The 23761-nt window shown below is 66.4% G+C and carries 16 protein-coding genes; 7 read left to right on the plus strand and 9 right to left on the minus strand.

Annotated elements, in window-relative coordinates:
• Positions 1–4: 4 nt before the first annotated feature.
• The 3 genes from nusA to infB are packed head-to-tail and all read left to right on the plus strand — an operon-like array spanning position 5 to position 4743.
• Positions 5–1612, plus strand: coding sequence for a transcription termination factor NusA (gene nusA, locus ACSHZY_RS02675; protein WP_435165008.1), 1608 nt, complete (start codon positions 5–7; stop codon positions 1610–1612).
• The gene (locus tag ACSHZY_RS02680; protein ID WP_435165011.1) at positions 1613–2245 is read left to right on the plus strand and encodes an RNA-binding protein; all 633 of its coding nucleotides are present in this window, start codon (positions 1613–1615) and stop codon (positions 2243–2245) included. It abuts the gene before it with no gap.
• Positions 2242–4743, plus strand: coding sequence for a translation initiation factor IF-2 (gene infB / locus ACSHZY_RS02685; RefSeq protein WP_435165014.1), 2502 nt, complete (start codon positions 2242–2244; stop codon positions 4741–4743). Before ACSHZY_RS02680 ends, infB begins: the two co-directional genes overlap by 4 nt.
• 112 nt (positions 4744–4855) lie before the next feature.
• On the opposite strand, the gene ACSHZY_RS02690 is transcribed toward infB, so the two are convergent.
• The 4 genes from ACSHZY_RS02690 to ACSHZY_RS02705 all read right to left on the minus strand — a co-directional run bounded on the left by ACSHZY_RS02690 (position 4856) and on the right by ACSHZY_RS02705 (position 7760).
• On the minus strand, positions 4856–4999 hold the full coding sequence (locus tag ACSHZY_RS02690; RefSeq protein WP_435165017.1) for a hypothetical protein: 144 nt from the start codon (positions 4997–4999) through the stop codon (positions 4856–4858).
• Positions 5000–5110: 111 nt separating this feature from the next.
• Positions 5111–5503 carry an 8-oxo-dGTP diphosphatase MutT gene (gene mutT / locus ACSHZY_RS02695; RefSeq protein ID WP_435165452.1) on the minus strand — a complete coding sequence of 131 codons (393 nt, stop codon included), beginning with the start codon at positions 5501–5503 and terminating at the stop codon, positions 5111–5113.
• 2 nt (positions 5504–5505) lie between these two features.
• A complete protein-coding gene (gene argJ, locus ACSHZY_RS02700; protein WP_435165020.1) occupies positions 5506–6846 on the minus strand; it encodes a bifunctional glutamate N-acetyltransferase/amino-acid acetyltransferase ArgJ in 1341 nt (446 codons plus the stop codon).
• A gap of 11 nt (positions 6847–6857) precedes the next feature.
• Complete coding sequence (locus ACSHZY_RS02705) at positions 6858–7760, minus strand: peptidylprolyl isomerase (RefSeq protein ID WP_435165023.1); 903 nt, start codon at positions 7758–7760, stop codon at positions 6858–6860.
• Between the two features lie 194 nt (positions 7761–7954).
• Here ACSHZY_RS02705 and secA point away from each other — a divergent pair, with 194 nt between their 5' ends.
• A complete protein-coding gene (gene secA, locus ACSHZY_RS02710; RefSeq protein ID WP_435165026.1) occupies positions 7955–10660 on the plus strand; it encodes a preprotein translocase subunit SecA in 2706 nt (901 codons plus the stop codon).
• A 31-nt stretch (positions 10661–10691) separates the two neighbouring features.
• Here the strand turns inward: secA and radC are convergent, their stop codons facing one another.
• The 4 genes from radC to pip all read right to left on the minus strand — a co-directional run bounded on the left by radC (position 10692) and on the right by pip (position 15755).
• Entirely contained in the window at positions 10692–11438 is a 747-nt protein-coding gene (gene radC, locus ACSHZY_RS02715) for a RadC family protein (RefSeq protein ID WP_435165029.1), read from the minus strand.
• 62 nt (positions 11439–11500) lie between these two features.
• A complete protein-coding gene (dnaJ, locus tag ACSHZY_RS02720) occupies positions 11501–12640 on the minus strand; it encodes a molecular chaperone DnaJ (protein WP_435165032.1) in 1140 nt (379 codons plus the stop codon).
• A 69-nt stretch (positions 12641–12709) separates the two neighbouring features.
• On the minus strand, positions 12710–14614 hold the full coding sequence (dnaK, locus tag ACSHZY_RS02725; protein WP_435165035.1) for a molecular chaperone DnaK: 1905 nt from the start codon (positions 14612–14614) through the stop codon (positions 12710–12712).
• 163 nt (positions 14615–14777) lie between these two features.
• On the minus strand, positions 14778–15755 hold the full coding sequence (gene pip / locus ACSHZY_RS02730) for a prolyl aminopeptidase (RefSeq protein ID WP_435165038.1): 978 nt from the start codon (positions 15753–15755) through the stop codon (positions 14778–14780).
• A 57-nt stretch (positions 15756–15812) separates the two neighbouring features.
• Here pip and ubiG point away from each other — a divergent pair, with 57 nt between their 5' ends.
• Positions 15813–16547 (plus strand): bifunctional 2-polyprenyl-6-hydroxyphenol methylase/3-demethylubiquinol 3-O-methyltransferase UbiG, encoded by a 735-nt coding sequence (ubiG, locus tag ACSHZY_RS02735; RefSeq protein ID WP_435165041.1) that lies wholly within the window; start codon positions 15813–15815, stop codon positions 16545–16547.
• 15 nt (positions 16548–16562) lie between these two features.
• On the opposite strand, the gene xylB is transcribed toward ubiG, so the two are convergent.
• On the minus strand, positions 16563–17996 hold the full coding sequence (xylB, locus tag ACSHZY_RS02740; protein ID WP_435165044.1) for a xylulokinase: 1434 nt from the start codon (positions 17994–17996) through the stop codon (positions 16563–16565).
• A gap of 132 nt (positions 17997–18128) precedes the next feature.
• Between xylB and ACSHZY_RS02745 the strand changes: the two genes are divergently transcribed.
• Both ACSHZY_RS02745 and ACSHZY_RS02750 read left to right on the plus strand, forming a co-directional pair.
• Positions 18129–19925, plus strand: a complete 1797-nt coding sequence (locus tag ACSHZY_RS02745; protein WP_435165047.1) for an autotransporter assembly complex protein TamA — start codon at positions 18129–18131, stop codon at positions 19923–19925.
• A complete protein-coding gene (locus ACSHZY_RS02750; RefSeq protein WP_435165050.1) occupies positions 19925–23761 on the plus strand; it encodes a translocation/assembly module TamB domain-containing protein in 3837 nt (1278 codons plus the stop codon). The genes ACSHZY_RS02745 and ACSHZY_RS02750 overlap by 1 nt, the downstream gene beginning before the upstream one ends.

Raw genomic sequence — 23761 nt, forward strand, 5'->3', positions numbered from 1 at the left:
TGACATGGCGATCACCTCAGCCAACCAGCTTGAACTTTTGCAGACCGCCGAGGCGGTGGCGCGCGAAAAGATGATCGATCCGGACCTGGTGATCCAGGCGATGGAAGACAGCCTCGCCCGGGCCGCGAAGTCGCGCTACGGCGCCGAACTGGACATCCGCGTGAAGATCGACCGCAAGACGGGCCGCGCCACCTTCGCGCGCGTCCGCACCGTCGTCGCCGATGACGAGTTCGAGAATCACCACGCCCACCTGACGGTGAAGCAGGCGAAATCCTACCTTGCCGATCCGCAGGTCGGGGACGAGGTCACCGACGAGGTTCCCCCGGTCGATCTGGGCCGGATCGCGGCGCAGTCGGCCAAGCAGGTGATCCTGCAGAAGGTCCGCGAAGCCGAGCGCGACCGCCAGTTCGACGAGTTCAAGGACCGCAAGGGCACGATCATCAACGGTCTGGTCAAGCGCGAGGAATACGGCAACATCATCGTCGACATCGGTCGCGGCGAGGCCATCCTGCGCCGGAACGAGAAGATCGGCCGCGAATCCTACCGCCCGAACGACCGCATCCGCTGCTACATCAAGGATGTCCGGCGCGAACCGCGGGGCCCGCAGGTCTTCCTGTCGCGCACCGACCCGCAGTTCATGGCCGAACTGTTCAAGATGGAAGTGCCGGAGATCTACGATAACATCATCGAGATCAAGGCCGTGGCCCGCGACCCGGGTTCGCGCGCGAAGATCGCCGTGATCTCCTACGACAACTCCATCGACCCGGTCGGCGCCTGCGTCGGCATGCGCGGCAGCCGCGTGCAGGCCGTGGTGAACGAACTGCAGGGCGAGAAGATCGACATCATCCCGTGGAACGAGGATCAGGCGACGTTCCTCGTGAACGCGCTGCAGCCGGCCGAGGTGTCCAAGGTCGTGATCGACGACGATGCGGGCAAGATCGAGGTGGTGGTTCCGGACGAACAACTGTCCCTGGCCATCGGCCGCCGCGGCCAGAACGTGCGTCTGGCCAGCCAGCTGACCGCGCTGGACATCGACATCGTGACCGAGAGCGACGAAAGCGCGCGCCGTCAGGCCGAATTCAACGAGCGCACGAATCTCTTCACCGAGGTCCTTGATATCGACGAGATGATGGCCCAACTCCTTGTCTCGGAGGGCTTCACCAACCTGGAAGAAGTCGCCTACGTGGAGCTGGACGAGCTTCTCTCCATCGACGGCTTTGACGAGGGGACGGCGTCCGAACTTCAGGCCCGCGCCCGCGATCACCTGGAAGCGGCCAACATCAAGGCGTTGGAAACAGCCCGCGGTCTTGGCGTCGAGGAAAGCCTGATCGAGTTCGAGGGGCTGACCCCGCAGATGGTCGAGGCCCTGGCCAAGGACGGCATCAAGACGCTGGAAGACTTCGCCACCTGCGCGGACTGGGAACTGGCCGGCGGCTGGACGACCCAGGACGGCAAGCGCGTGAAGGATGAAGGCGTGCTGGAATCGTTCGGCGTGTCGCTGGAAGACGCGCAGACCATGGTGATGACCGCCCGCGTGATGCTGGGCTGGGTGGATCCGACGGAACTGGAGGCTTCGGAAGAGGAAGCCGAAGAGGAAGACGAAGAGGCGTAAATGACGCGCGGCGGCCGGGACGACATGCGGGACGACCCCGAACGGAAATGCATCGTGACGGGCACCAGTGGCCCGAAGGCGGGGCTGATCCGGTTCGGTCTTGGCCCCGACGCGCAGGTGGTGCCCGACGTGCTCGGGCGCTTGCCGGGGCGCGGATTCTATGTCTCGGCCGACCGCAAGGCGATCGAGAAGGCGGCGGCGAAGGGATTGTTTGCCCGCGCCGCACGTCAGCCCGTGAAGGTGCCGGAAGGGTTGGCCGACATGGTCGACGCCCAGGTGGCCCGGCGGGTGGTGGACCTGATCAGCCTGACCCGCAAGGCGGGCCGGGCCGTGACGGGATACGAGAAGGTGAAGGATTGGCTGACCAAGGACAAGGCGCAGGTTCTTGTCCAGGCCAGCGACGGCTCGGAACGCGGCAAGTCGAAGCTGCACCCTCCGGGCGGCAAGGAGACGTTCATTGGCTGCCTGACCGCGCAGGAATTGGGTTTGGCTTTCGGACGTGAACATGCGATACACGGCGCGCTTGCGGCTGGTGGACTCACGACGCGTGTTGTAGAGGAAGCGGCAAGACTCGCCGGGCTTCGCGGAAATATCGGCGGCAGGCCCGCCGGAAGGGATACGAAAGACGCATGAGCGATACAGACGGTAAGAAACCCCTCGGCCTGGGTGGCGCCCCGCGTTCGGGGTCCGTGAAGCAAAGCTTCAGCCATGGCCGGACGAAAAGCGTTCTGGTGGAAACGAAGCGCAAGCGCGTTGTCGTGCCGAAGCCGGCCGCTTCGGGGTCGGCCGCTGGCGGAAGCCAGCGTCTGGGCGACCCGTCCAAGCGCCCCGCCGGCATCACCGATGCCGAGATGGAACGTCGCCTCAACGCGCTGAAGCTCGCCAAGTCCCGCGAGGCCGAGGATGCCGAGCGTCGGGCCACCGAGGAACGTCAGCGCGAGGAAGAACGCCAGCGTCGTCGTGACGAAATCGAGGCCCGCGACCGCGAGGAGCGCGAGCGTCAGGAAGCGCTGAAAGCCAAGGCCGAGGAAGAAGAACGCCTCAAGGCCTTGGCCGACGCGGACGCACGTCGTGCTGAATCCGCCAAGCGTGCCGAAGCGGACGCCCCGGCGCCGCGTCAGGCCATGCAGCCAGGCCCTGCCCCGGCCTCGACCCGTCCCGGCGTCGCCACCCCCCGCAAGGCGGACCGTGAGCGCGAGGAACGCGATCGTGCCGGCAAGGCCCGCGAAGACAGCCGTCGCGGCGGCAAGCTGACACTTAACGACGCCCTGTCGGGCGAAGGCGGACGCACGCGTTCGCTGGCCGCGATGAAGCGGAAGCAGGAAAAGGCCCGTCAGAAGATGATGGGCAACGTTCGGCCTGAAAAGCAGGTGCGCGACGTCCGCATTCCCGAAACCATCGTGGTGTCGGAACTGGCGAACCGCATGGCCGAACGGGCCGCGGACGTGGTCAAGTCGCTCATGAAGATGGGCATGATGGTCACGATGAACCAGGCCATCGACGCCGACACCGCCGAACTGGTGATCGAGGAATTCGGCCACCGTGCGGTCCGCGTGTCGGATTCGGACGTGGAGCAGGTGATCCAGCAGGTCGGCGACAAGGACGAGGACCTGTACACCCGCGCCCCGGTCATCACGATCATGGGCCACGTGGACCACGGCAAGACCTCGCTTCTGGACGCGCTTCGCAAAGCGAACGTGGTGTCCGGCGAAGCCGGCGGCATCACGCAGCACATCGGCGCCTATCAGGTGAAGACCGAAAGCGGCGCGCTGCTGACCTTCCTCGACACGCCCGGCCACGCGGCGTTCACCTCCATGCGGGCCCGTGGCGCGCATGTGACGGACATCGTGGTGCTGGTGGTCGCGGCCGATGACGCGGTCATGCCGCAGACGGTGGAAGCGATCAACCACGCCAAGGCCGCCAAGGTGCCTATGATCGTGGCGATCAACAAGGTCGACAAGCCGGGTGCGAACCCGACCAAGGTCCGCACCGACCTGCTTCAACACGAAGTGGTCGTGGAAGCCATGTCGGGTGAGGTTCAGGACGTCGAGGTTTCGGCCAAGACGGGTCAGGGCCTCGACAACCTGCTGGAAGCCATCGCCCTTCAGGCCGAGATCCTGGAACTGAAAGCCAACCCCGAGCGTGCTGCCTCCGGCGCCGTGATCGAGGCGCAGCTGGATGTGGGCCGTGGTCCCGTGGCGACGGTTCTGGTGCAGAACGGCACCCTGAAGCGCGGCGACATCTTCGTCGTGGGCGAGCAGTGGGGCAAGGTCCGTGCGCTGATCAACGACAAGGGCGAACGCGTGAACGAGGCCGGTCCGTCGGTGCCGGTCGAGGTTCTGGGCCTGGACGGCACCCCGCGTGCCGGTGACGTGCTGAACGTGGTGGAAACCGAGGCGCAGGCGCGCGAGATCGCCTCCTATCGCGAGAACGCCGCCAAGGACAAACGCGCCGCGGTCGGTGCCGCGACGACGCTGGAACAGCTGATGGCGAAGGCCAAGGCCGACAAGGACGTGGCGGAACTGCCGGTCTTGGTGAAAGCGGACGTTCAGGGTTCGGCCGAGGCGATCGTTCAGGCGCTGGAAAAGGTCGGCAACGACGAGGTGCGCGTGCGCGTCCTGCATTCCGGCGTCGGTGCGATCACCGATTCGGATGTGGGTCTGGCCGAGGCGTCCAACGCCCCGATCATCGGCTTCAACGTCCGGGCCAACGCTTCGGCGCGGAACTCGGCTCACCAGAAGGGCGTGGAGATCCGGTACTACTCGATCATCTACGATCTGGTGGACGACATCAAAGCCGCCGCTTCGGGCCTGCTGAAGAACGAGATCCGCGAGCACTTCATCGGCTATGCCACCATCAAGGAGACCTTCAAGGTCACCGGCGTTGGCATGGTTGCGGGCTGCCTGGTCACAGAAGGTGTGGCCCGTCGCTCGGCCGGTGTGCGCCTTCTGCGCGACAACGTGGTGATCCACGAAGGCACGCTGAAGACGCTGAAGCGCTTCAAGGACGAGGTGAAGGAAGTCATCTCGGGTCAGGAATGCGGTATGGCGTTCGAACGGTACGAAGACATCCGTGCCGGCGACGTGATCGAGATTTTCGAGCGGGAAGAAGTCGTCCGCAAGCTGGACTAAGACACAAGAAGGCCGGGCCCTGTGCCCGGCTTTTCCTTGACCTCTGTTATCTTCAGAACATAAAAAAACCGGGCTTGGGCCCGGTTTTTCTTCAGCGTCCCATTGGCAGCGTTCAGGCTGCGACAGCGGCCCCGGCAACCGGACGGCCGACGAACTGCTTTTCGCCGACGCTTACGATGATCTTGCCATCCGTCGCAGGTCCGACGAACGTGCCCTGCACCGAAATGCAGCTTCCGATAGTGATGGTACGCAGCATGCTGAATCCCCTCTGGCTTGCCCCATGGATCCATTCATACCTGAAGTCGTTAAAATTTCATCAACGAAAGTGAGCGATTGCCCGCTTGTTGGCAGGATTGTGATCTTCCTGTTACAGAGCGGCGATAATGGCCGGCAGCAAAGGCAGATCGGCCGGGGGCATGGGGAAGCTGTCCAGCTCTGCCGCCGCCACCCAAGCCAGCTGTTGCCCTTCCCGCCCCTGCACCTTCCCGCTCCACCGGCGGCAGACAAAAACCGGCATCAGCAGGTGAAAGCGGTCATAGGCGTGGCTGGCGAAGGTCAGGGGCACCAGATCGGCCTCCCGCACCTCGATCCCCAGCTCCTCCGCCAGTTCACGCGCAAGGGCGGCTTCGGGCGTCTCCCCCGCCTCCACCTTGCCACCGGGAAACTCCCACAGGCCGGCCATGGATTTGCCCCCGGGGCGCTGCGCCAAAAGCACATGGCCCCGATCATCGATCAGGGCCACGGCCGATACCAGAATCAGCGTCACGAGCGGTAGTCGGCGTTGATGTCGATGTAGCGATGCGTCAGATCGCAGGTCCAGACCGTGCGCGCCGCACGCCCCATCCCCAGATCGACCGTCAGAACCAGTTCATCGCGCTTCATGTAGGCGGCGGCGTCCTCCTCGGAATAGGAGGGGCTGCGCCAGCCCTTTTCCGCCAGAACCATGTCGCCAAGGCTGATCTTCAGCTTGTCGCGATCCGCCGCGGCGCCGGACTTGCCCACGGCCATGACGATGCGGCCCCAGTTCGGATCCTCGCCCGCAATGGCGGTCTTGACCAGGGGCGAGTTGGCAATGGCCATGGCCACGCGATGCGCGTCTTCGGGCGTGGCGGCGCGGGTGACGCGCACTTCCACGAACTTCGTCGCCCCTTCGCCGTCCTTCACGACCTGCTGCGCCAGATCCAGCATCACGCCCTTCAGCGCCGCCTCGAAGGCCGCGGCCACCGGACCGGCCTTCACCTCGGCCGCCGCGCTCTTGCCCGTGGCGGCGAGGATCAGCGAGTCGGAGGTGGAGGTGTCGCTGTCCACCGTGATCGCGTTGAACGTGTTGTCCACCTGACGCGACAGCATCGCCTGCAGGCGGGCGGGTGCGATCTTGGCGTCGGTGAAGATGTAGACCAGCATCGTCGCCATGTCGGGCGCGATCATCCCCGAGCCCTTGGCGATGCCGGCGATGCGAATTTCTCCGCCTTCGCCCTGCACGATGGCGGAGGCGCCCTTGGGGAAGGTGTCGGTCGTCATGATGGCGCGTGCCGCCATCTCGATCCCGCGCGGGTCAAGGCCGGTCACCAGGTCGTTCACCTTGGCCACGATCCGATCATGCGGCAGCGGTTCCCCGATCACGCCGGTTGAGGAGGAGAAGACCCGGCTTTGCGGCAGGTCCATCGCCGAGGCGACGGCCCCCGTCACCGCCTCCACCGACCGGACGCCCGCCCGGCCCGTGAACGCGTTGGAGTTGCCGGAGTTCACGAGGATCGCGGCCCCTGCCCCGCGCGGCACGTCCACCTTCAGCTTGGCCTGACAGTCCAGCACCGAGGCGGAGCGGGTGGAGGACCGGGTGAACACGCCGGCGACGGCGGTGCCGCCCGCCAGCCGGATCAGCGTCACGTCGGTGCGGCCGGCGTAGCGCACGCCCGCCTCCACCGCCGCGAATTCGACCCCCGCAATGTCGGGCAATGCAGGGAATCCGTTCTTGGGCGCCAGCGGCGAGACCGTCTTGACCTTGGCCGTCGTGGCCACCGGTGCGGTGTCCAGCCGGGCCTTGGCCTTGTTCAGCTTTTTCTTCAGCGTTTTCGCTTCAGCTTTCCAGTCGGTCTTCGCCATGACGCACTCCCTCAGTTGTCGATCAGGGCATCGTTGCGAATGACGGCCGGGTCAAGGCCTTCACCCGGGCGGGTCACCTCGGCCGAGCTTTCCAGTTCGGCCAGCTTTTCGGTCACGGCCTTTTGCTGGATCTCCTGCGTCAGCTCGTCGCGCACGTCGTCCAGCGTGGGCTTGGCGGCTTCGCGCGTGTCGTTCAGCTTGATCACGTGCCAGCCGAACTGCGTCTGCACCGGGGCAGAGATTTCGCCGACCTTCATGGCGGCGACGGCGTCCTGGAACGGCTCGATCATCATGCCTTGTCCGAACCAGCCAAGGTCGCCGCCGTTCTGGGCCGCGCCGTCGGTGGATTTCTCCTTTGCGACCGTGGCGAAATCGGCGCCGTCGTCCAGTTGCTGCTTCACCGCTTTGGCCTCTTCCTCGGTAGCGACCAGGATGTGGGCGGCGCTGTATTCGGTCTGCGGCTCAGCGTTGGCATATTTTTCGTCATAGGCCGCCTGAAGCGCGTCATCGGTCACGGCGGCGGCGGCCAGCTCTTCCAGCGCCTTCGCGGCAAGATAGGACTGACGCTCGATCTCGATCGCGATCTCGTCCTTGGGGGTCAGCTTGTCGCCGACCGTGTCGGCCAGCGCCTGCTGCTGGACCAGTTGTTCCATCACGCCCTTGAACAGCTGATCGTCGGGAAGCTGCTGATATTGCGCGGGAAGGCGCTGGCGCAGGACCAGCATCTGGCCCAGCGTGATGTCGGTGCCGTTGACGGTGGCGACCACCGTGTCGGCCTTGGCGTCCGTGGCGGGAACCGTGGCGGGGGCCGTTGCGGTCGGGGCAGGCGTCGAAGGCTGCGCCTCTTGCGCGAAGGTGGGCGCGGCAAGGGCCAGCGCGATCGCCGTGGCGCCAAGAAGGGTTTTGATCAGCATCGTCATCTCCGGTTGGGCCGCGCGGGGTTGCGCAACGTTGACTTGGGTCCGGCCGCCCCTTACATCGCTACACGCACGAGCGCGGGGCCACCGGGCCTTTACACCGTTGTAAGCAGCGGCGAAAAGACGGGCAAGGCCGCAGCCTCACACGATCTTGTCACGAGACCCCGCATCCGGGGCTTATCGGAGAAAACATGCTCGGTTTCGGAAACCTCGCCCGGGTGGTCTTTGGCAGCCCCAACGACCGCATCGTCAAGTCGGTCCGCCCGCTGGTCGCGCAGATCAACGCGCTGGAGCCGGAGTTTAAGGCGCTGAGCGATCAGGGCCTGAAGGACAAGACGGCGGAACTGCAACAGCGCGCCAGCGCGGGCGAAAGCCTGGACGACCTGCTGCCCGAAGCCTTTGCCAACTGCCGCGAAGGCGCACGCCGGGCCATCGGCCTGCGCGCCTATGACGTGCAGCTGATGGGCGGGATCTTCCTGCACAAGGGCAACATCGCCGAGATGAAGACAGGCGAGGGCAAAACGCTGGTGTCGACGTTCCCGGCCTATCTGAACGCGCTGACGGGCAAGGGCGTCCATGTCGTCACGGTCAACGACTATCTGGCCAAGCGGGACGCCGCCTGGATGTCGAAGGTCCACGGCCAGCTGGGCCTGACCGTCGGCGTCGTCTATCCCTTCCAGCCCGAGGACGAGAAGCGGCACGCCTATCGTTGCGACATCACCTACGCCACCAACAACGAGCTGGGCTTCGATTATCTTCGTGACAACATGAAGAACGCGATCGAGGACATGGCGCAGCGCGGCCACAACTACGCCATCGTCGACGAGGTGGACTCCATCCTCATCGACGAGGCGCGGACGCCGCTGATCATCTCCGGCCCCTCGCAGGACCGTTCCGACCTCTACATGGCCGTCGACAAGGTGATCCCGTCCGTTCAGGCCGAGCATTTCAAGCTGGACGAGAAGACCCGCAACGTGACCTTCACGGAAGAGGGCAACGAGTTCATCGAGGATGAGCTGAAGCGCGTCGGCCTTCTGCCAGCGGACCAGTCGCTTTACGATCCCGAAAGCACGACGCTGGTGCACCACGTCACGCAGGCGCTGCGGGCGCACAAGCTGTATCAGAAGGACCAGCACTACATCGTCCGCGAAGAGGAGGTGATGCTGATCGACGAATTCACCGGCCGCATGATGAAGGGTCGCCGCCTGTCCGAGGGTCTGCATCAGGCCATCGAGGCCAAGGAAGGCGTCAAGATCCAGCCGGAGAACGTGACCCTCGCATCCGTGACGTTCCAGAACTACTTCCGCCTGTACGACAAGCTGTCGGGCATGACCGGCACGGCCGTGACCGAGGCCGAGGAGTTCATGGAGATCTACAAGCTGGGCGTGGTCGAGGTTCCGACCAACCGCGGCGTGAACCGCACCGACGAGCACGACCAGGTGTTCCGCACGGCACGCGAGAAATACCTCGGCGTCGTCGCCTCCATCAAGGAGGCGCACGCCAAGCAGCAGCCCATCCTTGTCGGCACCACGTCGATCGAGAAGTCCGAGATGCTGTCGCAGATGCTGACGGCCGAGGGCATCGCCCACAACGTCCTGAACGCGCGCCAGCACGAGCAGGAGGCCCAGATCGTCGCCGATGCGGGCAAGCTGGGCGCCGTCACCATCGCCACCAACATGGCCGGCCGCGGCACCGACATCCAGCTGGGCGGCAACGTGGACATGAAGGTGATGGAAGCGCTGGCCGCCGATCCCGAAGCCGACCCCGACACCCTGCGCGCCCGGATCGAGGCCGAGCATGCCGAGGAAAAGGCCCGCGTTCTTGAATCGGGCGGCCTGTTCGTTCTGGCCACCGAACGCCACGAATCCCGCCGGATCGACAACCAGCTGCGCGGCCGTTCGGGCCGTCAGGGCGACCCCGGCCGTTCCGCCTTCTTCCTCAGCCTGGAAGACGACCTGATGCGCATCTTCGGGTCCGAGCGTCTGGACAAGGTCCTGTCCACGCTGGGCATGAAGGAAGGCGAGGCGATCGTGCACCCTTGGGTGAACAAGTCGCTGGAAAAGGCGCAGGCCAAGGTCGAAGGCCGCAACTTCGACATGCGCAAGAACCTCCTTAAATTCGACGACGTGATGAACGACCAGCGCAAGGCGATCTTCAGCCAGCGTATGGAAATCATGGCCGCCGAGGATCTGTCGGAGATCGCACAGGACATGCGCCATCAGGTGATCGAGGATCTGGTGGACGAGCACATGCCGCCGAAATCCTATGCCGACAGCTGGGACGTGGAAGGCCTGCACGCTGCGGTGCAGGAAAAGCTGACGCTGGACCTGCCCATCGCCGCTTGGGCGGCCGAGGAGGGCGTGGACCAGAACGACATCCGCGACCGCATCTTCACCGCCTCGGACGAGATGATGGCCGAAAAGCTGGCGCAGTTCGGCCCCGAACAGATGAAGATGATCGAAAAGCAGGTCCTGCTTCAGGCCATTGACACCAAGTGGCGCGAACATCTGCTGACGCTGGAGCATCTGCGGTCGGTCGTGGGCTTCCGCGGATATGCGCAGCGCGACCCGCTGTCGGAATACAAGACCGAAGGCTTCTCGCTGTTCGAGACGATGCTGGAAACCCTGCGCCAAGACGTGACCCAGCGCTTGTCGCAGATCCGCCCGCTGACTGAGGAAGAACGTCAGGCGATGCTGGCCCAGATGATGCAGGAACGCGGCATCACCATCCAGCAGGCCCCCGCCGCCGATCCGCAGCCGGAAGCGCCGGCGGTGACGCAGGAACAGGGCCCGTCGGACGACATCGACCCGTCGGTCTGGGGAGAGGTCGGGCGGAACGACCCCTGCCCCTGCGGGTCCGGAGAGAAGTTCAAGCACTGCCACGGCCGTCTGGCCTGACACCCGAAAGGCGCCCCGACGGGCGCCTTTTTCACAGGTAGCCGGCGGACCGGAAGGACAGTTCCCGCTCTTTCCCGATGATCAGGTGGTCGTGCAGGGTCACGCCCAGCACCTGCCCCGCATCCTGGATCTGGATCGTCATGGAAATGTCAGCCTGCGACGGCGTGGGATCCCCCGAAGGATGATTGTGCACCACGATGATGGCGGAGGCGTTGAGTTCCAGCGCCCGCTTCATCACCTCACGCGGATAGACAGGAACGTGGTCCACGGTGCCCTTGCCCTGCTCCTCGTCCGCGATCAGGACGTTCTTGCGGTCCAGATACAGCACGCGGAACTGCTCCGTTTCCCGGTGCGCCATGGCAGTGTGGCAATAATCGACCAGCGCGTCCCAAGAAGACAGGACAGGCCGGTGCATCACCCGCGCGCGCATCATCCGCTGGGCGACGGCTTCCAGGATCTTCAGGTCCTGCACCACCGCCTCCCCCACGCCCTTGACCATCATCAGACGGGACGGCGGGGCGGTGACCACGCGGTTCAGATCGCCGAACGTGTCCAGAAGCAGGCGGGCCAGCGGTTTCACGTCCTGACGGGGGATGGCGCGAAACAGCAGCAGTTCCAGCAGCTCGTAATCCGGCATGGGCACGGCCCCCCCTTCCATGAAGCGGGCGCGAAGGCGCTTGCGATGATCGGCGATGTAGGAGGGCAGCTTGCCGGTGACCGGCACGGGCGTGGCCTCATCCTCATCGAACAGGCGCGGGGCTTCGTGAAAGGATTTCATGCGCCGGAAGATGCGCCAGCATCCTTACCAAAAGGTTAAGGGCGCCCGAAGGCGCCCTTGTCTCAGCTTTTCATCCCGTCCCAGAAGCCCTTCACCTTGGAGAAGAAGCTCTTGCCTTCGGGGTTGTTGTCGGCCGACAGGGTGTCGAATTCCCGCAGGATTTCCTTCTGGCGGGCGGTCAGGTTCACCGGAGTTTCCACCGCCAGTTCGATCAGCATGTCACCCTGCCCGGCACCACGCAGCGCGGGCATCCCCTTGGCGCGCAGGCGCATCTGCTTGCCGGTCTGGCTGCCCGCCGGCACCTTCACGCGGGACATGCCGCCGTCAATCGTGGGCACCTCGACTTCCCCACCCAGGGCCGCCGTCGCCACCGACACCGGCACGCGGCAGTACAGGTTCACGCCGTCGCGCTGGAAGATCGCGTGCTCGCGCACCTCGATGAAGATGTAGAGGTCGCCGGAGGGTCCGCCGCGAAGACCGGCCTCCCCTTCGCCCGCCAGACGGATGCGCGTTCCGGTTTCCACCCCTTTGGGGATGTTGACGGAAAGCGAGCGGTCCTTTTCCACCCGGCCGACGCCCTGACAGACCTTGCAGGGGTTCTTGATGATCTGGCCCAGACCGTTGCAGGTCGGGCAGGTGCGTTCCACCGTGAAGAAGCCCTGCTGCGCGCGTACCTTGCCCATGCCCGCACAGGTCGGGCAGGTCACAGGCTCCGCCCCGCCTTCGGCGCCGGTGCCGTGGCAGGCATCGCAGGCGGTGGAGGACGGCACGTCGATCGTCTTCTGCGATCCAAGGAACGCCTCCTCCAGCGAGATGCGGAGGTTGTAGCGCAGGTCCGACCCGCGCTGCACGCGGCTGCGGGCCTGTCCGCGGCCCATGAAGTCACCGAACAGATCCTCGAACACGTCCGAGAAGGCCGATCCGAAATCGCCCTGCTGGCCATAGCCGCCGCCCTGACGCGCGCCGCCCATGCCGCCTTCGAAGGCCGCATGGCCAAAGCGGTCATAGGCCGCCTTCTTGTCGGCGTCCTTCAGGACGTCATAGGCCTCATTCACTTCCTTGAACTGCGCCTCCGCCTCCGGGTTGGAGGCGTTGCGGTCGGGATGCAGTTCCTTGGCCTTGATACGGTAGGCCTTCTTCAGCTCCTCGGCCGAAGCGCCCTTGGCGACGCCAAGCACATCGTAATAGTCACGTTTTGCCATTCGGGGTCCTCTATGAGGCGAGGCGGCCCGTTCCCGGACCGCCCCTCCCTTACATCCGATCCCTAAGGATCATTTGCGCTTGTTTTCGCCAAGGTCCTCGAAGTCGGCGTCGACGATGCCTTCATCGTCGGCCGCACGAGGCGCGTCCTCGCCACCTTCCTCGGCCGCCTGGGCCTTGTAGATGGCCTCACCCAGACGCATGGACGCCTCGGTCAGGTTCTGGATCGCGCCCTTGATCTTGCCGGCGTCGTCCGTGGCCAGCGCGTCTTCCAGCGCCGTGATCGCGAACTCGATCGCCTCGACGGTGGACGGGTCCACCTTGTCGCCGTGATCCGCGATCGACTTCTTGGTCGAATGCACGAGGCTTTCGCCTTGGTTCTTCACCTCGACCAGCTCGCGACGGGCCTTGTCACCCTCGGCATTGGCTTCGGCGTCCTTGACCATCTTCTCGATGTCCTCATCGGACAGACCGCCCGACGCCTGGATCGTGATGTTCTGCGACTTGCCGGTGCCCTTGTCTTTGGCCGAAACCGACACGATGCCGTTGGCGTCGATGTCGAAGGTCACCTCGATCTGCGGCATGCCGCGCGGGGCCGGCGGAATGTCTTCAAGGTTGAACTGACCGAGCATCTTGTTGTCGGCCGCCATCTCACGCTCGCCCTGGAAGACGCGGATCGTCACGGCATTCTGGTTGTCTTCGGCCGTGGAGAAGACTTGCGACTTCTTGGTCGGGATCGTGGTGTTGCGGTCGATCAGACGGGTGAAGACACCGCCCAGCGTTTCGATGCCGAGGCTCAGCGGGGTCACGTCCAGCAGGACCACGTCCTTCACGTCACCTTGCAGCACGCCGGCCTGGATGGCGGCGCCGAGGGCCACGACCTCATCGGGGTTCACGCCCTTGTGGGGCTCTTTCCCGAAGAACTTCGTCACTTCCTCGATGACCTTGGGCATGCGGGTCATGCCGCCGACCAGAACCACCTCGTCAATGTCCGACACGGACAGGCCCGCATCCTTCAGCGCCGCCTGGCACGGCTTGATCGAGTTCTTGATCAGGTCGTTCACAAGGCTTTCCAACTTCGCACGGGTCAGCTTCATGACCATGTGCAGCGGCGTGCCCGTGTTGCGGTCCATCGAGATGAACGGCTGGTTGATCTCGGTCTGCTGCGAGGACGACAGCTCGATCTTGGCCTTCTCGGCGGCTTCCTTCAGACGCTGAAGGGCCATCTTGTCGGCGGTCAGGTCGACGCCATGCTCTTTCTTGAACTCGTCGGCCAGATACTGGACGATCCGCATGTCGAAGTCTTCGCCGCCCAGGAACGTGTCCCCGTTGGTCGATTTCACTTCGAACAGGCCGTCGTCGATCTCAAGGATCGTGATGTCGAAGGTGCCGCCGCCAAGGTCGTACACGGCGATGGTCTTCGTGTCCTTCTTGTCCAGACCATAGGCCAGCGCGGCCGCCGTCGGCTCGTTGATGATGCGCAGCACTTCAAGGCCGGCAATCTTGCCCGCATCCTTGGTGGCCTGACGCTGGGCGTCGTTGAAATAGGCCGGAACCGTGATGACGGCCTGCGTGACCGACTCGCCCAGATACGATTCCGCGGTTTCCTTCATCTTCTGCAGGATGAAGGCGGAGATTTGCGAGGGCGAATACTTGTCGCCCCGGACTTCGACCCAGGCGTCGCCGTTGCCGCCATCCACGATGGAATAGGGAACGAGCTTCTTGTCCTTGGTCACTTCGGCGTCCGTCGTGCGGCGACCGATCAGGCGCTTCACGGCGAAGACGGTGTTGGAAGGGTTGGTCACGGCCTGACGCTTGGCGGGCTGGCCCACAAGGCGCTCGCTGTCCGTGAAGCCGACGATGGAGGGCGTCGTGCGCGCCCCTTCGGAGTTCTCGATCACGCGGGGTTGCGCGCCGTCCATGATGGCGACGCAGCTGTTGGTCGTCCCAAGGTCGATCCCGATGACTTTGGCCATATTCATGCACCTCTACTTGCGGCGATATTTTGGGGTCCAGGCCCGAACACGGCGCATGGCCCCCGATCCCAGATGCGGCCGACCGGGGCGATCGCCCCACCCGGCTACGGTTCGGTATATAAGGAGGGCGTTTTGGCGCTGCAAGCGTCACGCCCGTGTGACATCAGGGGAAAATGGTTCGAAACGCGTCCATCGCTTCCACCAGCGCCTGGCTGATGCCCGGTTCGGACAGGGCGTGGCCCGCCATCGGCACCATCCGCAACTGCGCCCCGTCCCACCCCGTCGCCAGCCGGCGGGCCGACACGGGCGGGCAGATCATGTCCAGCCGTCCCTGCACGATGACGGCGGGCAGATGCTCGATCATGCGGCGGTTGCGCAGGATCCATTCGTCCCCGTCCAGAAAGCAGCGATGGGTGAAGTAGTGGTTCTCCAGCCGGGCGAAGGTGCGGGCGTATTCCGAAGGCGCCTCCCCCGGCACGCCGTCATACTGGACGGAGGCGAGGGCGTTTTCCCAATTGGCCCAGATCCGGCCCATCCGCGCCTCCTCGGTCCGGTCGCCGGAAAACAGGCGGCGGTGATAGGCGGCGATCAGGTCGCCGCGCTCGCATTCCGGGATGGGGGCGATGAAACGCTCCCACATCTCGGGGAAGAAGCGGGCCGCGCCGCCGCCATAGAACCAGTCGAGTTCGGCCTGCGAGCCGAGGAACACTCCCCGCAGCGCCAGCGCCCGCACGCGTTCGGGATGGGTGATGGCATAGATCAGCGCCAGTGTGGCGCCCCAGCTTCCCCCGAACAGGAGGAACCGCTCGATCCCCAGCCGCTCGCGGATGCGCTCGAGGTCCTCGATCAGGTGCCAGGTGGTGTTGGCCTCCACCTCGGCCGTGGGGCGGGACCGGCCGCAGCCGCGCTGGTCGAACATCACCACGCGGTAATGGGACGGGTCGAAGAAGCGCCGCATCGTGGGCGAACAGCCGCCACCCGGACCGCCGTGCAGGACCAGAACCGGCACGCCTTCCAGATGGCCCGATTGTTCCACATAGATCTGGTGGCCGTCGCCAACCTCCATCATCCGCTGATCGAACGGCTCGATCGGCGGATAAAGGGTGCCGCCCGCGCGCTTTTGGCCTGATCTGTGATCCATCATCGGCCTATATAGCGGGAAGCCCCGCGCTGTCGCGCCAAAAAGCAGGAGTTTGCGATGACCACCACGATCGACGCCGCCGAGGTCGCGAAATTCGAAGCGATGGCCGCCGAATGGTGGGACGTGAACGGCAAGTTCAAGCCGCTGCACCAGATGAACCCCTGCCGGCTGGACTACATCACCGGCCAGATCGCGATGGAGTTCGACCGCGACCTGACCGCCGCCCTGCCCTTCGAGGGCCTCCGCATCCTCGACATCGGTTGCGGCGGCGGACTGCTGTCGGAACCCATGGCGCGGCTGGGGGCGACGGTGGTCGGTGCGGACGCCGCCCCGCGCAACATCCCCGTGGCGCAACTGCACGCCGAACAGTCGGGCCTGACCATCGACTATCGCCACACCACGGCCGAGGCGCTGGCCGAGGCGGGTGAGCAGTTCGACGTCGTCCTGAACATGGAGGTGGTGGAGCATGTGGCCGATCCGGCGGCCTATCTGCGCGCCTGCCACGACCTGCTGCGTCCGGGCGGGCTGATGGTCTGCTCCACCCTGAACCGGAACGCGAAAAGCTTTGCCATGGCCATCGTCGGGGCCGAATGGGTCATGCGCTGGCTGCCCAAGGGCACGCATGACTGGAAGAAGTTCATCACCCCGGACGAGCTGTTCGCCCTGCTGCGCGGCGCGGGCCTGGACCCGGTGGACCGCAAGGGGATGGTCTTCAACCCGGTCGGCTGGTCGTGGAGCCTGTCGCCCCGCGACCTGTCGGTGAACTACGTCACGGCCAGCGTCCGCCGCTGATCCGTGACGGGGGCCTCACAGCCCCCGGATCGCCGCCTGCGCCGTGCGGTAACGGGCGTGGCCTTCGTCGAAGGCGCCTTTCAGCGCCTCCACCGGGGCAAATTCGCGCGCCACGGGCGGCAGGGTCAGCACATCCGTGCCCGCCCCCGTCGCCGCCATCAGCGCCAGACGGGCCGCGCCGAACGCGCCCCCGAAATCGCCCGCCGCGGGCAGGCTGACCGGCACGTCCAGCGCGGTGGCGATGGCCAACAGCCAGTAGTCGGACCGCGTGCCGCCGCCCACGGCCAGCAGCGTGTCCAGCCGCGTGCCCGTGGCGGCCAGCGCGTCGCGGCAATCGCGCAGCGCGAAGGTCACGCCCTCCAGCACCGCACGGGTGCCGGCGGCGCGGTCGGTCGCATGTTCCAGCCCAAGGAAGGCGCCACGGATGCCCGCGTCGTTCAGCGGCGTCCGCTCCCCGCCCAGATAGGGCAGGAACAGCGCGCGGCCGGGCGCTTCCAGCGGGCCCAGTTCCTGCGCCAGCGCGGCCGCGCCCTGCCCGACCATGCCCGCATACCAGTTCAGCGAATCGGTGGCCGACAGGATCACGCCCATCTGGTGCCAGGAATTCGGCAAGGCGTGGCAGAAGGTGTGCACCGCCGTCGCGGGATCGGGCGCATACCCTTCGGTCGCCGCGAACAGCACGCCCGAGGTGCCGAGCGACACGAACGCCTCCCCCGCGCGGACCACGCCGACTCCCACGGCCGAGGCGGCGTTGTCGCCACCCCCGCCCGCCACCACCACACCCGACGGCAGACCGAAGCGCCCCGCCAGTTCCGCCCGCAGCGTGCCCGAGGCCTCGGACCCTTCCACCAGGCGCGGCATGTGTTCGCGCCCCAGATCGGTCGCGCCCAGCAGCGCGTCGGACCAGTCCCGCGCACCAGTATCCAGCCACGAGGTGCCGGCGCTATCCGACATGTCGCCCACATGTTCGCCCGTCAGCCACAGGCGCAGGTAGTCCTTGGGCAGCAGGACCTTCGCGACCCTGGCGCGCAATTCGGGTTCATGCTTCGCCATCCAGACCAGTTTCGGCGCGGTGAAGCCTGGAAAGACGATGTTGCCGCTGATCGCGCGGAAACGCGGATCGGCGTCCAGCGCCGCCGCTTCGACATGCGCGCGGGTGTCGTTCCACAGGATCGCGGGGCGCAGCACGCGGTCGCCCTCGTCCAGCGTCACGGCGCCATGCTGCTGACCCGACAGGCCGATGCCGCGCACGGCCGAGAGGTCTGCCGAGCCCAGCGCCGTCAGCACCGCCTCGGTCGCGGCGATCCAGGCGGCGGGGTCCTGTTCGGACCAGCCGGCTTGCGGACGCTGCACCGTCAGCGGTGCCGTGGCTTCCGCCACGACGCGCTGGTTGTCGTCGATCAGCACGCCCTTGATGCCCGATGTGCCCAGATCCAGACCGATATACATGACGTTCCCCCGTCCCTTTTGCCGCACCCTTATCACGATTGGCACCGTTCTTGCCAATCCCGGCTCTGCGTCGTTGTCGACTTGTCCCCAAGCTGCAATAGTTACCCCAATCAAAGAAGAACGGGGACGATCGTGGCAGGAATTCGCGCGCTGACGCTGGCCGCCGCTTTGGGACTTTCGGCCACGGGGGGCGCCCAGGCGCTGGACCGGGTCGTGTTCCAGGTGGCCGGCAATGACAGGGATCTGACGGAGACGCTGCGCAACGCCTCCCTTACCGCCGAGGTGGCCGAAGATCCGGACCGCGCGGACGAGCTGTTCGGCGCGGCGCAGGCCGATTACGGCCGCCTGATCGGCGCGATGTACGCCGTGGGGCGGTATTCCCCCGTCATCAACATCACCATCGACGGGCGCGAGGCCGCAAGCATCGCCCCTCTGAACGCCCCCAGGGCCGACCGCATCCGCGAGATCCGGATCCTTGTCGATCCCGGCCCCGAGTTCCGCTTTTCCCGCGCCGTCGTCACCCCCTATGTGGAGGGGACGGAGTTTCCCGACGGCTTCCGCCCCGGCGAGGTGGCCGAATCGGGCCTGATCGCCGACGCCGCGCAGGCGGGCGTCGAAGGCTGGCGCGAAGCGGGTCACGCCAAGGCCGACATCGCGCGCGAACACATCGTCGCCGACCATCGCCGCGACACCCTGCTGGCCGAACTGAGCCTGGATCCCGGCCCGCGCCTGCGCTTCGGACCCATGACCGTTCAGGGGCAAAAGCGCATGAGCCCGCGCCGGATCGAGAAGATCGCCGGCCTGCCCGAAGGCGAAGTCTATTCGCCCGAGGATCTGGACACCGCGGCCAACCGCCTGCGCCGCACGGGCATCTTTTCCTCGGTCACGATGACGGAAGGGAACGTACGCTATCCCGATCTTCTGCCCATCACGACCACGGTGGTCGAACAGCTGCCCCGCCGCTACAGCATCGGGGCTGAGATCTCGTCGTCGGAAGGGGCCTCGCTGACCAGCTACTGGATGCACCGCAACCTGCTGGGCGGGGGTGAAAACCTGCGGGTGGACGCGGCAGTGGAAAACATCGGCGCGCAGAACTCGGGCATGGACTATTCGCTGGGCGTGACGCTGGAACGGCCTGCCACGCCCGACGCCGACACCACCGCCGGCGTGAACGCGGAAATCTTCCACCGGGAAGAGGAAGACTTCACCTCGGACGGGTTCGAACTGGGCCTGTCCTTCAACCGGATCATCACGGACCAGCTGTCCACCAGCCTTGGCATCACCTACCGCCAGTCGGACGTGAAGGACGATCTGGGCGAATACACCTTCAAGACGCTGTCCCTGCCGCTGGGCGTGGTCTGGGATTCGCGCGACAACGATCTGGACGCGACCGAGGGCTTCTACGCCAATGCCAGCGCCGAGCCCTTCGCGGGCGCGGGCGACGCCGATTCCGGCTTCCGCACCACGATCGACGCGCGGGGCTATTACAGCCTTGGCACGCCGCGCAAGGTGACCTTCGCGGGACGCGTGCAGGCGGGCCAGGTCTTCGGGGCGGACCTGCTGAACACGCCGCGCGACTACCTCTTCTATTCCGGTGGCGGCGGCACGGTGCGCGGTCAGCCCTACCAGTCGCTGGGCGTGTATCCCATCGCGGGTGACGACGATTACAAAATCGGCGGCGCCGCTTTCCTTGCCGCCTCGGTGGAAGCGCGGGTGATGGTGACAAAGAACATCGGCGTCGTCGGCTTCTTCGACGCGGGCCAGGTGGGCGCCAACGACTTCAGCGACATGAGCGAGCAATCGGGCGCGGGCCTTGGCCTGCGCTACAACACCGGCGTGGGGCCGATCCGCTTCGACGTGGCCTCGCCCGTGTCGGGCGACACCGGCGAAGGCGTGCAGATCTACGTGGGCATAGGGCAGGCATTCTGATGCGCAAGCTATTCATCCTTTTCGTCGCCGTCCTGCCCTGCACCGCGCTGGCGCAAGATCAGGGGGGCGAGGCGGACCGCGGCTGGCTGGAAGGCATCATCGAGGACAACCTGTCCTCGGCCGGGCGGCAGGTGAACATCGTGGGGTTCGAGGGCGCGCTGTCCTCGCGCGCGACGCTGGACGAACTGACCATCGCCGATGACGAAGGCGTCTGGCTGACCCTGCGCGACGTGGTGCTGGACTGGAACCGGTCCGCCCTTCTGCGTGGCCGGGTGGAGGTGTCGGAACTGACGGCGGCCGACATCATCGTCGCCCGCGCGCCCGTGGCCCCCGAAGGGCTGGAAGCCGCGCCTTCGCCCGAAGCCTCGCCCTTCTCGCTTCCCAATCTGCCGGTGTCGATCAACATCGGGCGCATCGCGACGGAACGGCTGGAACTGGGCGCGCCTTTGCTGGGCGAAGCCGTGGTCGCCTCCTTGAACGGGGTGCTGGTGCTGGGGGGCGGCGAAGGCGGCGTGACCATCGACGCCCAGCGCATCGACGACGGTCCGGCGCTGAACCTGCGGCTGAACGCAAGCTTCGCCAATGAAAGCCGCCAACTGGTCACCGACCTGACCCTGCACGAGGATGCGAACGGTCTTGTCACCCGCAAGCTGGGCCTGCCCGGCGCCCCCTCCCTCGACCTGACGGTGAACGGCACCGCGCCCATCGATGATTACACCGCCCAGATCACGCTGGCGACGGACGCCCAGCCGCGGCTGGCCGGTCAGGTCACCCTTCAGGCGCCGGCCTCCGGCCCCATGGGCTTCGCCGCGAACCTGTCGGGCAACGCCGCCCCGCTGTTCCTGCCCGACTATGCCGAATTCTTCGGGGACAACCTGGCGCTGCAGGTGCAGGGCACGCGGGACGCGGGCGTTCTGGACATCCCGTCCCTGTCGCTGGTGGCGCAGCAGTTGCAGCTGAACGGCGCAGTGACGGTGGGGGCCGACGGCCTGCCCAGCCGCATCAACCTGAAGGGCCGCATCGCCGCCCCCGACGGCGATCCCGTGCTGCTGCCCCTGACGACCGAACAGGAAACGCGGGTGCAGTCCGCCGATCTGGACGTGCAGTTCGACGCCAGCCGGTCCGAGGATTGGCGCGGCGACATCCGCATCGCCGGTCTGGACCGGGCCGATTTCGACGCGGACACGCTGGTGCTGACCGGCACGGGCCGCATCACCGGCGGCAACCTGAAGCAGGTGACGGCGGATCTGGATCTGGCCGCCACCGGACTGGTGGCCGCCGATCCCGGCCTGAACGCTGCCCTTGGACCGCAGGTGACGGGGGCCGCGCAGATCGAATGGGCGCAGGGCGAGGATGGGCTTCAGATCCCCTCGCTGACGCTGGATGGATCGGATTATGGATTGCAGACCGATGCGACGATCCAGGGGCTGTCCACCGGCATGACGATCACCGGCGACGCCAAGGCGCAGTTGGGCGACCTGTCGCGCTTTGCCGCGATCGCGGACCGTCCACTGTCCGGTGCCGCCGATGCGACCGTGCAGGGCCGCTACACGGTGCTGGAAGGCGGCTTCGACATCGTGGCCGACATTGCCGGTACGGACCTGACCGTCGGCATCCCGCAGGTCGATGGCCTGCTGGCGGGCCAGTCCACCCTTCACCTTTCGGCCCTGCGCGACACCGCCGGCACCCGGATCCGGGAACTTGAGGTCAACGCGCAGGATCTGTCGGCCACCGCGCAAGGCCTGATCTCCAGCACCGGCAGCGACCTGACGGCCAATGTGGAGGCCCGAAACCTTGGCGTCCTTGGTCCGCAATACGGAGGCCGCGCCACGGCGCAGATGGCCTTTACCGGCACCACCACGCAGGGCAATCTGCGCCTGAACGCCGACGGCACCGACATCCGCACCGGCATCGCCGAAGCGGACGGGTTGCTGCGCGGCGCCTCCACCATCCGGCTGGACGCGGCGCTGGAAAACGGCGCGGCCGTGATCCGTCAGGCCGAGGTGAACGGCAATGCCATGACCCTGACCGCCGAAGGGCGGGTGGCCCAGGCCGGCAGCGACGTGACGGCGCGGCTGAACCTGTCGGACCTGTCCGTGATCGGCGGGCAATATGGCGGCGCGGTCGACACCACGCTGGCCTTCACCGGCACCCCGCAGAACGGGCAGGTGACGGTGGACGGCACGGCGCGCAACATCCGCGTCGCGCAGGATCAGGCGAACCGCCTGCTGCGCGGCGATTCCACCGTTTCGGCGGCGGCGACGCTGACCAACGGGCGCGTGGTGATCGACCGGGCCAATGTGCAGAACCCGCAGGTGACCCTGAACGCCACCGGCACCCCGATCGACGGGGGGCAGCAACTGGACCTGACGGCGCGTCTGGCCAACCTTGGCCTGTTGGTGCCGCAGTTCCCCGGGGCGGTGTCCGTGTCGGGCACCGTGGCGCAGCGCGCGTCCGGCTATGACCTGAACCTGTCGACGCAGGGGCCGGGCGGCATCGACGCCCGCGCCAATGGCAGCGTGGCCGCCAGCTTCGGCAGCGCGAACCTGTCGCTGACCGGCTCGGCGCAGGCGGCGCTGGCCAACGTGTTTCTGTCGCCCCGCAGCGTGAACGGGCCGGTCAGCTTCGATCTGCGCGTGAACGGCCCGCTGGCGCTGGAATCGGTCAGCGGCACCGTGCGGACGCAAGGCGTGCAACTGGTCGACCCCAGCACCAACATCGCGCTGAACGCGATCAACGCGACCGTCAACCTGAACGGCAGCACGGCGCGCATCGACGCCTCCGCCGCGCCCGAGGAAGGGGGGCGGATCACCGCGAACGGCACGATCGGCCTTGCCGCGCCCTACAACGCCGACCTGACCGTGAACCTGAGCCGGGCCGTCTTCAGCGACCCCACCCTGTTCCGCACCATCGCGGGCGGCAACGTGCGCCTGGTCGGCCCCCTGGCCGGAAACGGCCGCATCACCGGCCGCATCGCGCTGGAGGAAACGGAAGTGCAGGTCCCCTCGGGCGGATTCGGATCCGACGGCACCCTTCCGGGGCTGGAGCATGTGAACGAGCCGGCGCCGGTCCGCACCACCCGCGCCCGCGCGGGTCTGGACGAACCGGAAGACGAGGGTTCGGGCGCCAGTGGCCCCGGCCTGGGGCTGGACCTGACCATCGCCGCCCCCAACCAGATCTTCATCCGCGGGCGGGGTTTGGATGCGGAACTTGGCGGGCAGCTGCGCCTGACGGGCACCACAACCAACATCGTGCCCGTGGGCGCGTTCGAACTGGTGCGCGGACGTCTGGACATCCTCGGCCGCCGTCTGAACCTGAGCGAGGCGACGCTGTCGCTGGAAGGCGATTTCGTCCCGATCCTGCAGGTCACGGCGTCAAGCGAGAACAACGGCGTGACCAGCTTCGTCAACATCACCGGCGCGGCAAACGATCCCGAGGTGACGTTCACCTCCAACCCCGAACTCCCGCAAGAGGAGGTGCTGGCCCAGCTTCTGTTCGGGCGCGACATCTCCTCCATCTCTCCGCTGCAGGCGGCGCAGCTGGCCAATGCGGTGGCGACGCTGGCCGGCCGCGGCGGCGAGGGGATCGTGGGTAACCTGCGCCAGAACTTCGGGCTGGACGATCTGGACGTGACCACCAACGACACGGGCAGCGCGTCCGTGCGGGCGGGCAAGTACATCTCGGACAAGGCCTATACGCAGGTGGAGGTGGACGCGCAGGGGCAAAGCGAGATCAGCCTGAACCTGGACGTGTCGAAAAGCCTGACCGTGCGCGGATCGACCGGCACCGGCGAAGGCAGCACCGGCATCGGCCTGTTCTGGGAACGGGACTACTGA

This window comes from Falsirhodobacter sp. 1013, assembly GCF_051195255.1.
In the GTDB taxonomy this organism is placed as follows: Bacteria; Pseudomonadota; Alphaproteobacteria; order Rhodobacterales; family Rhodobacteraceae; genus Falsirhodobacter.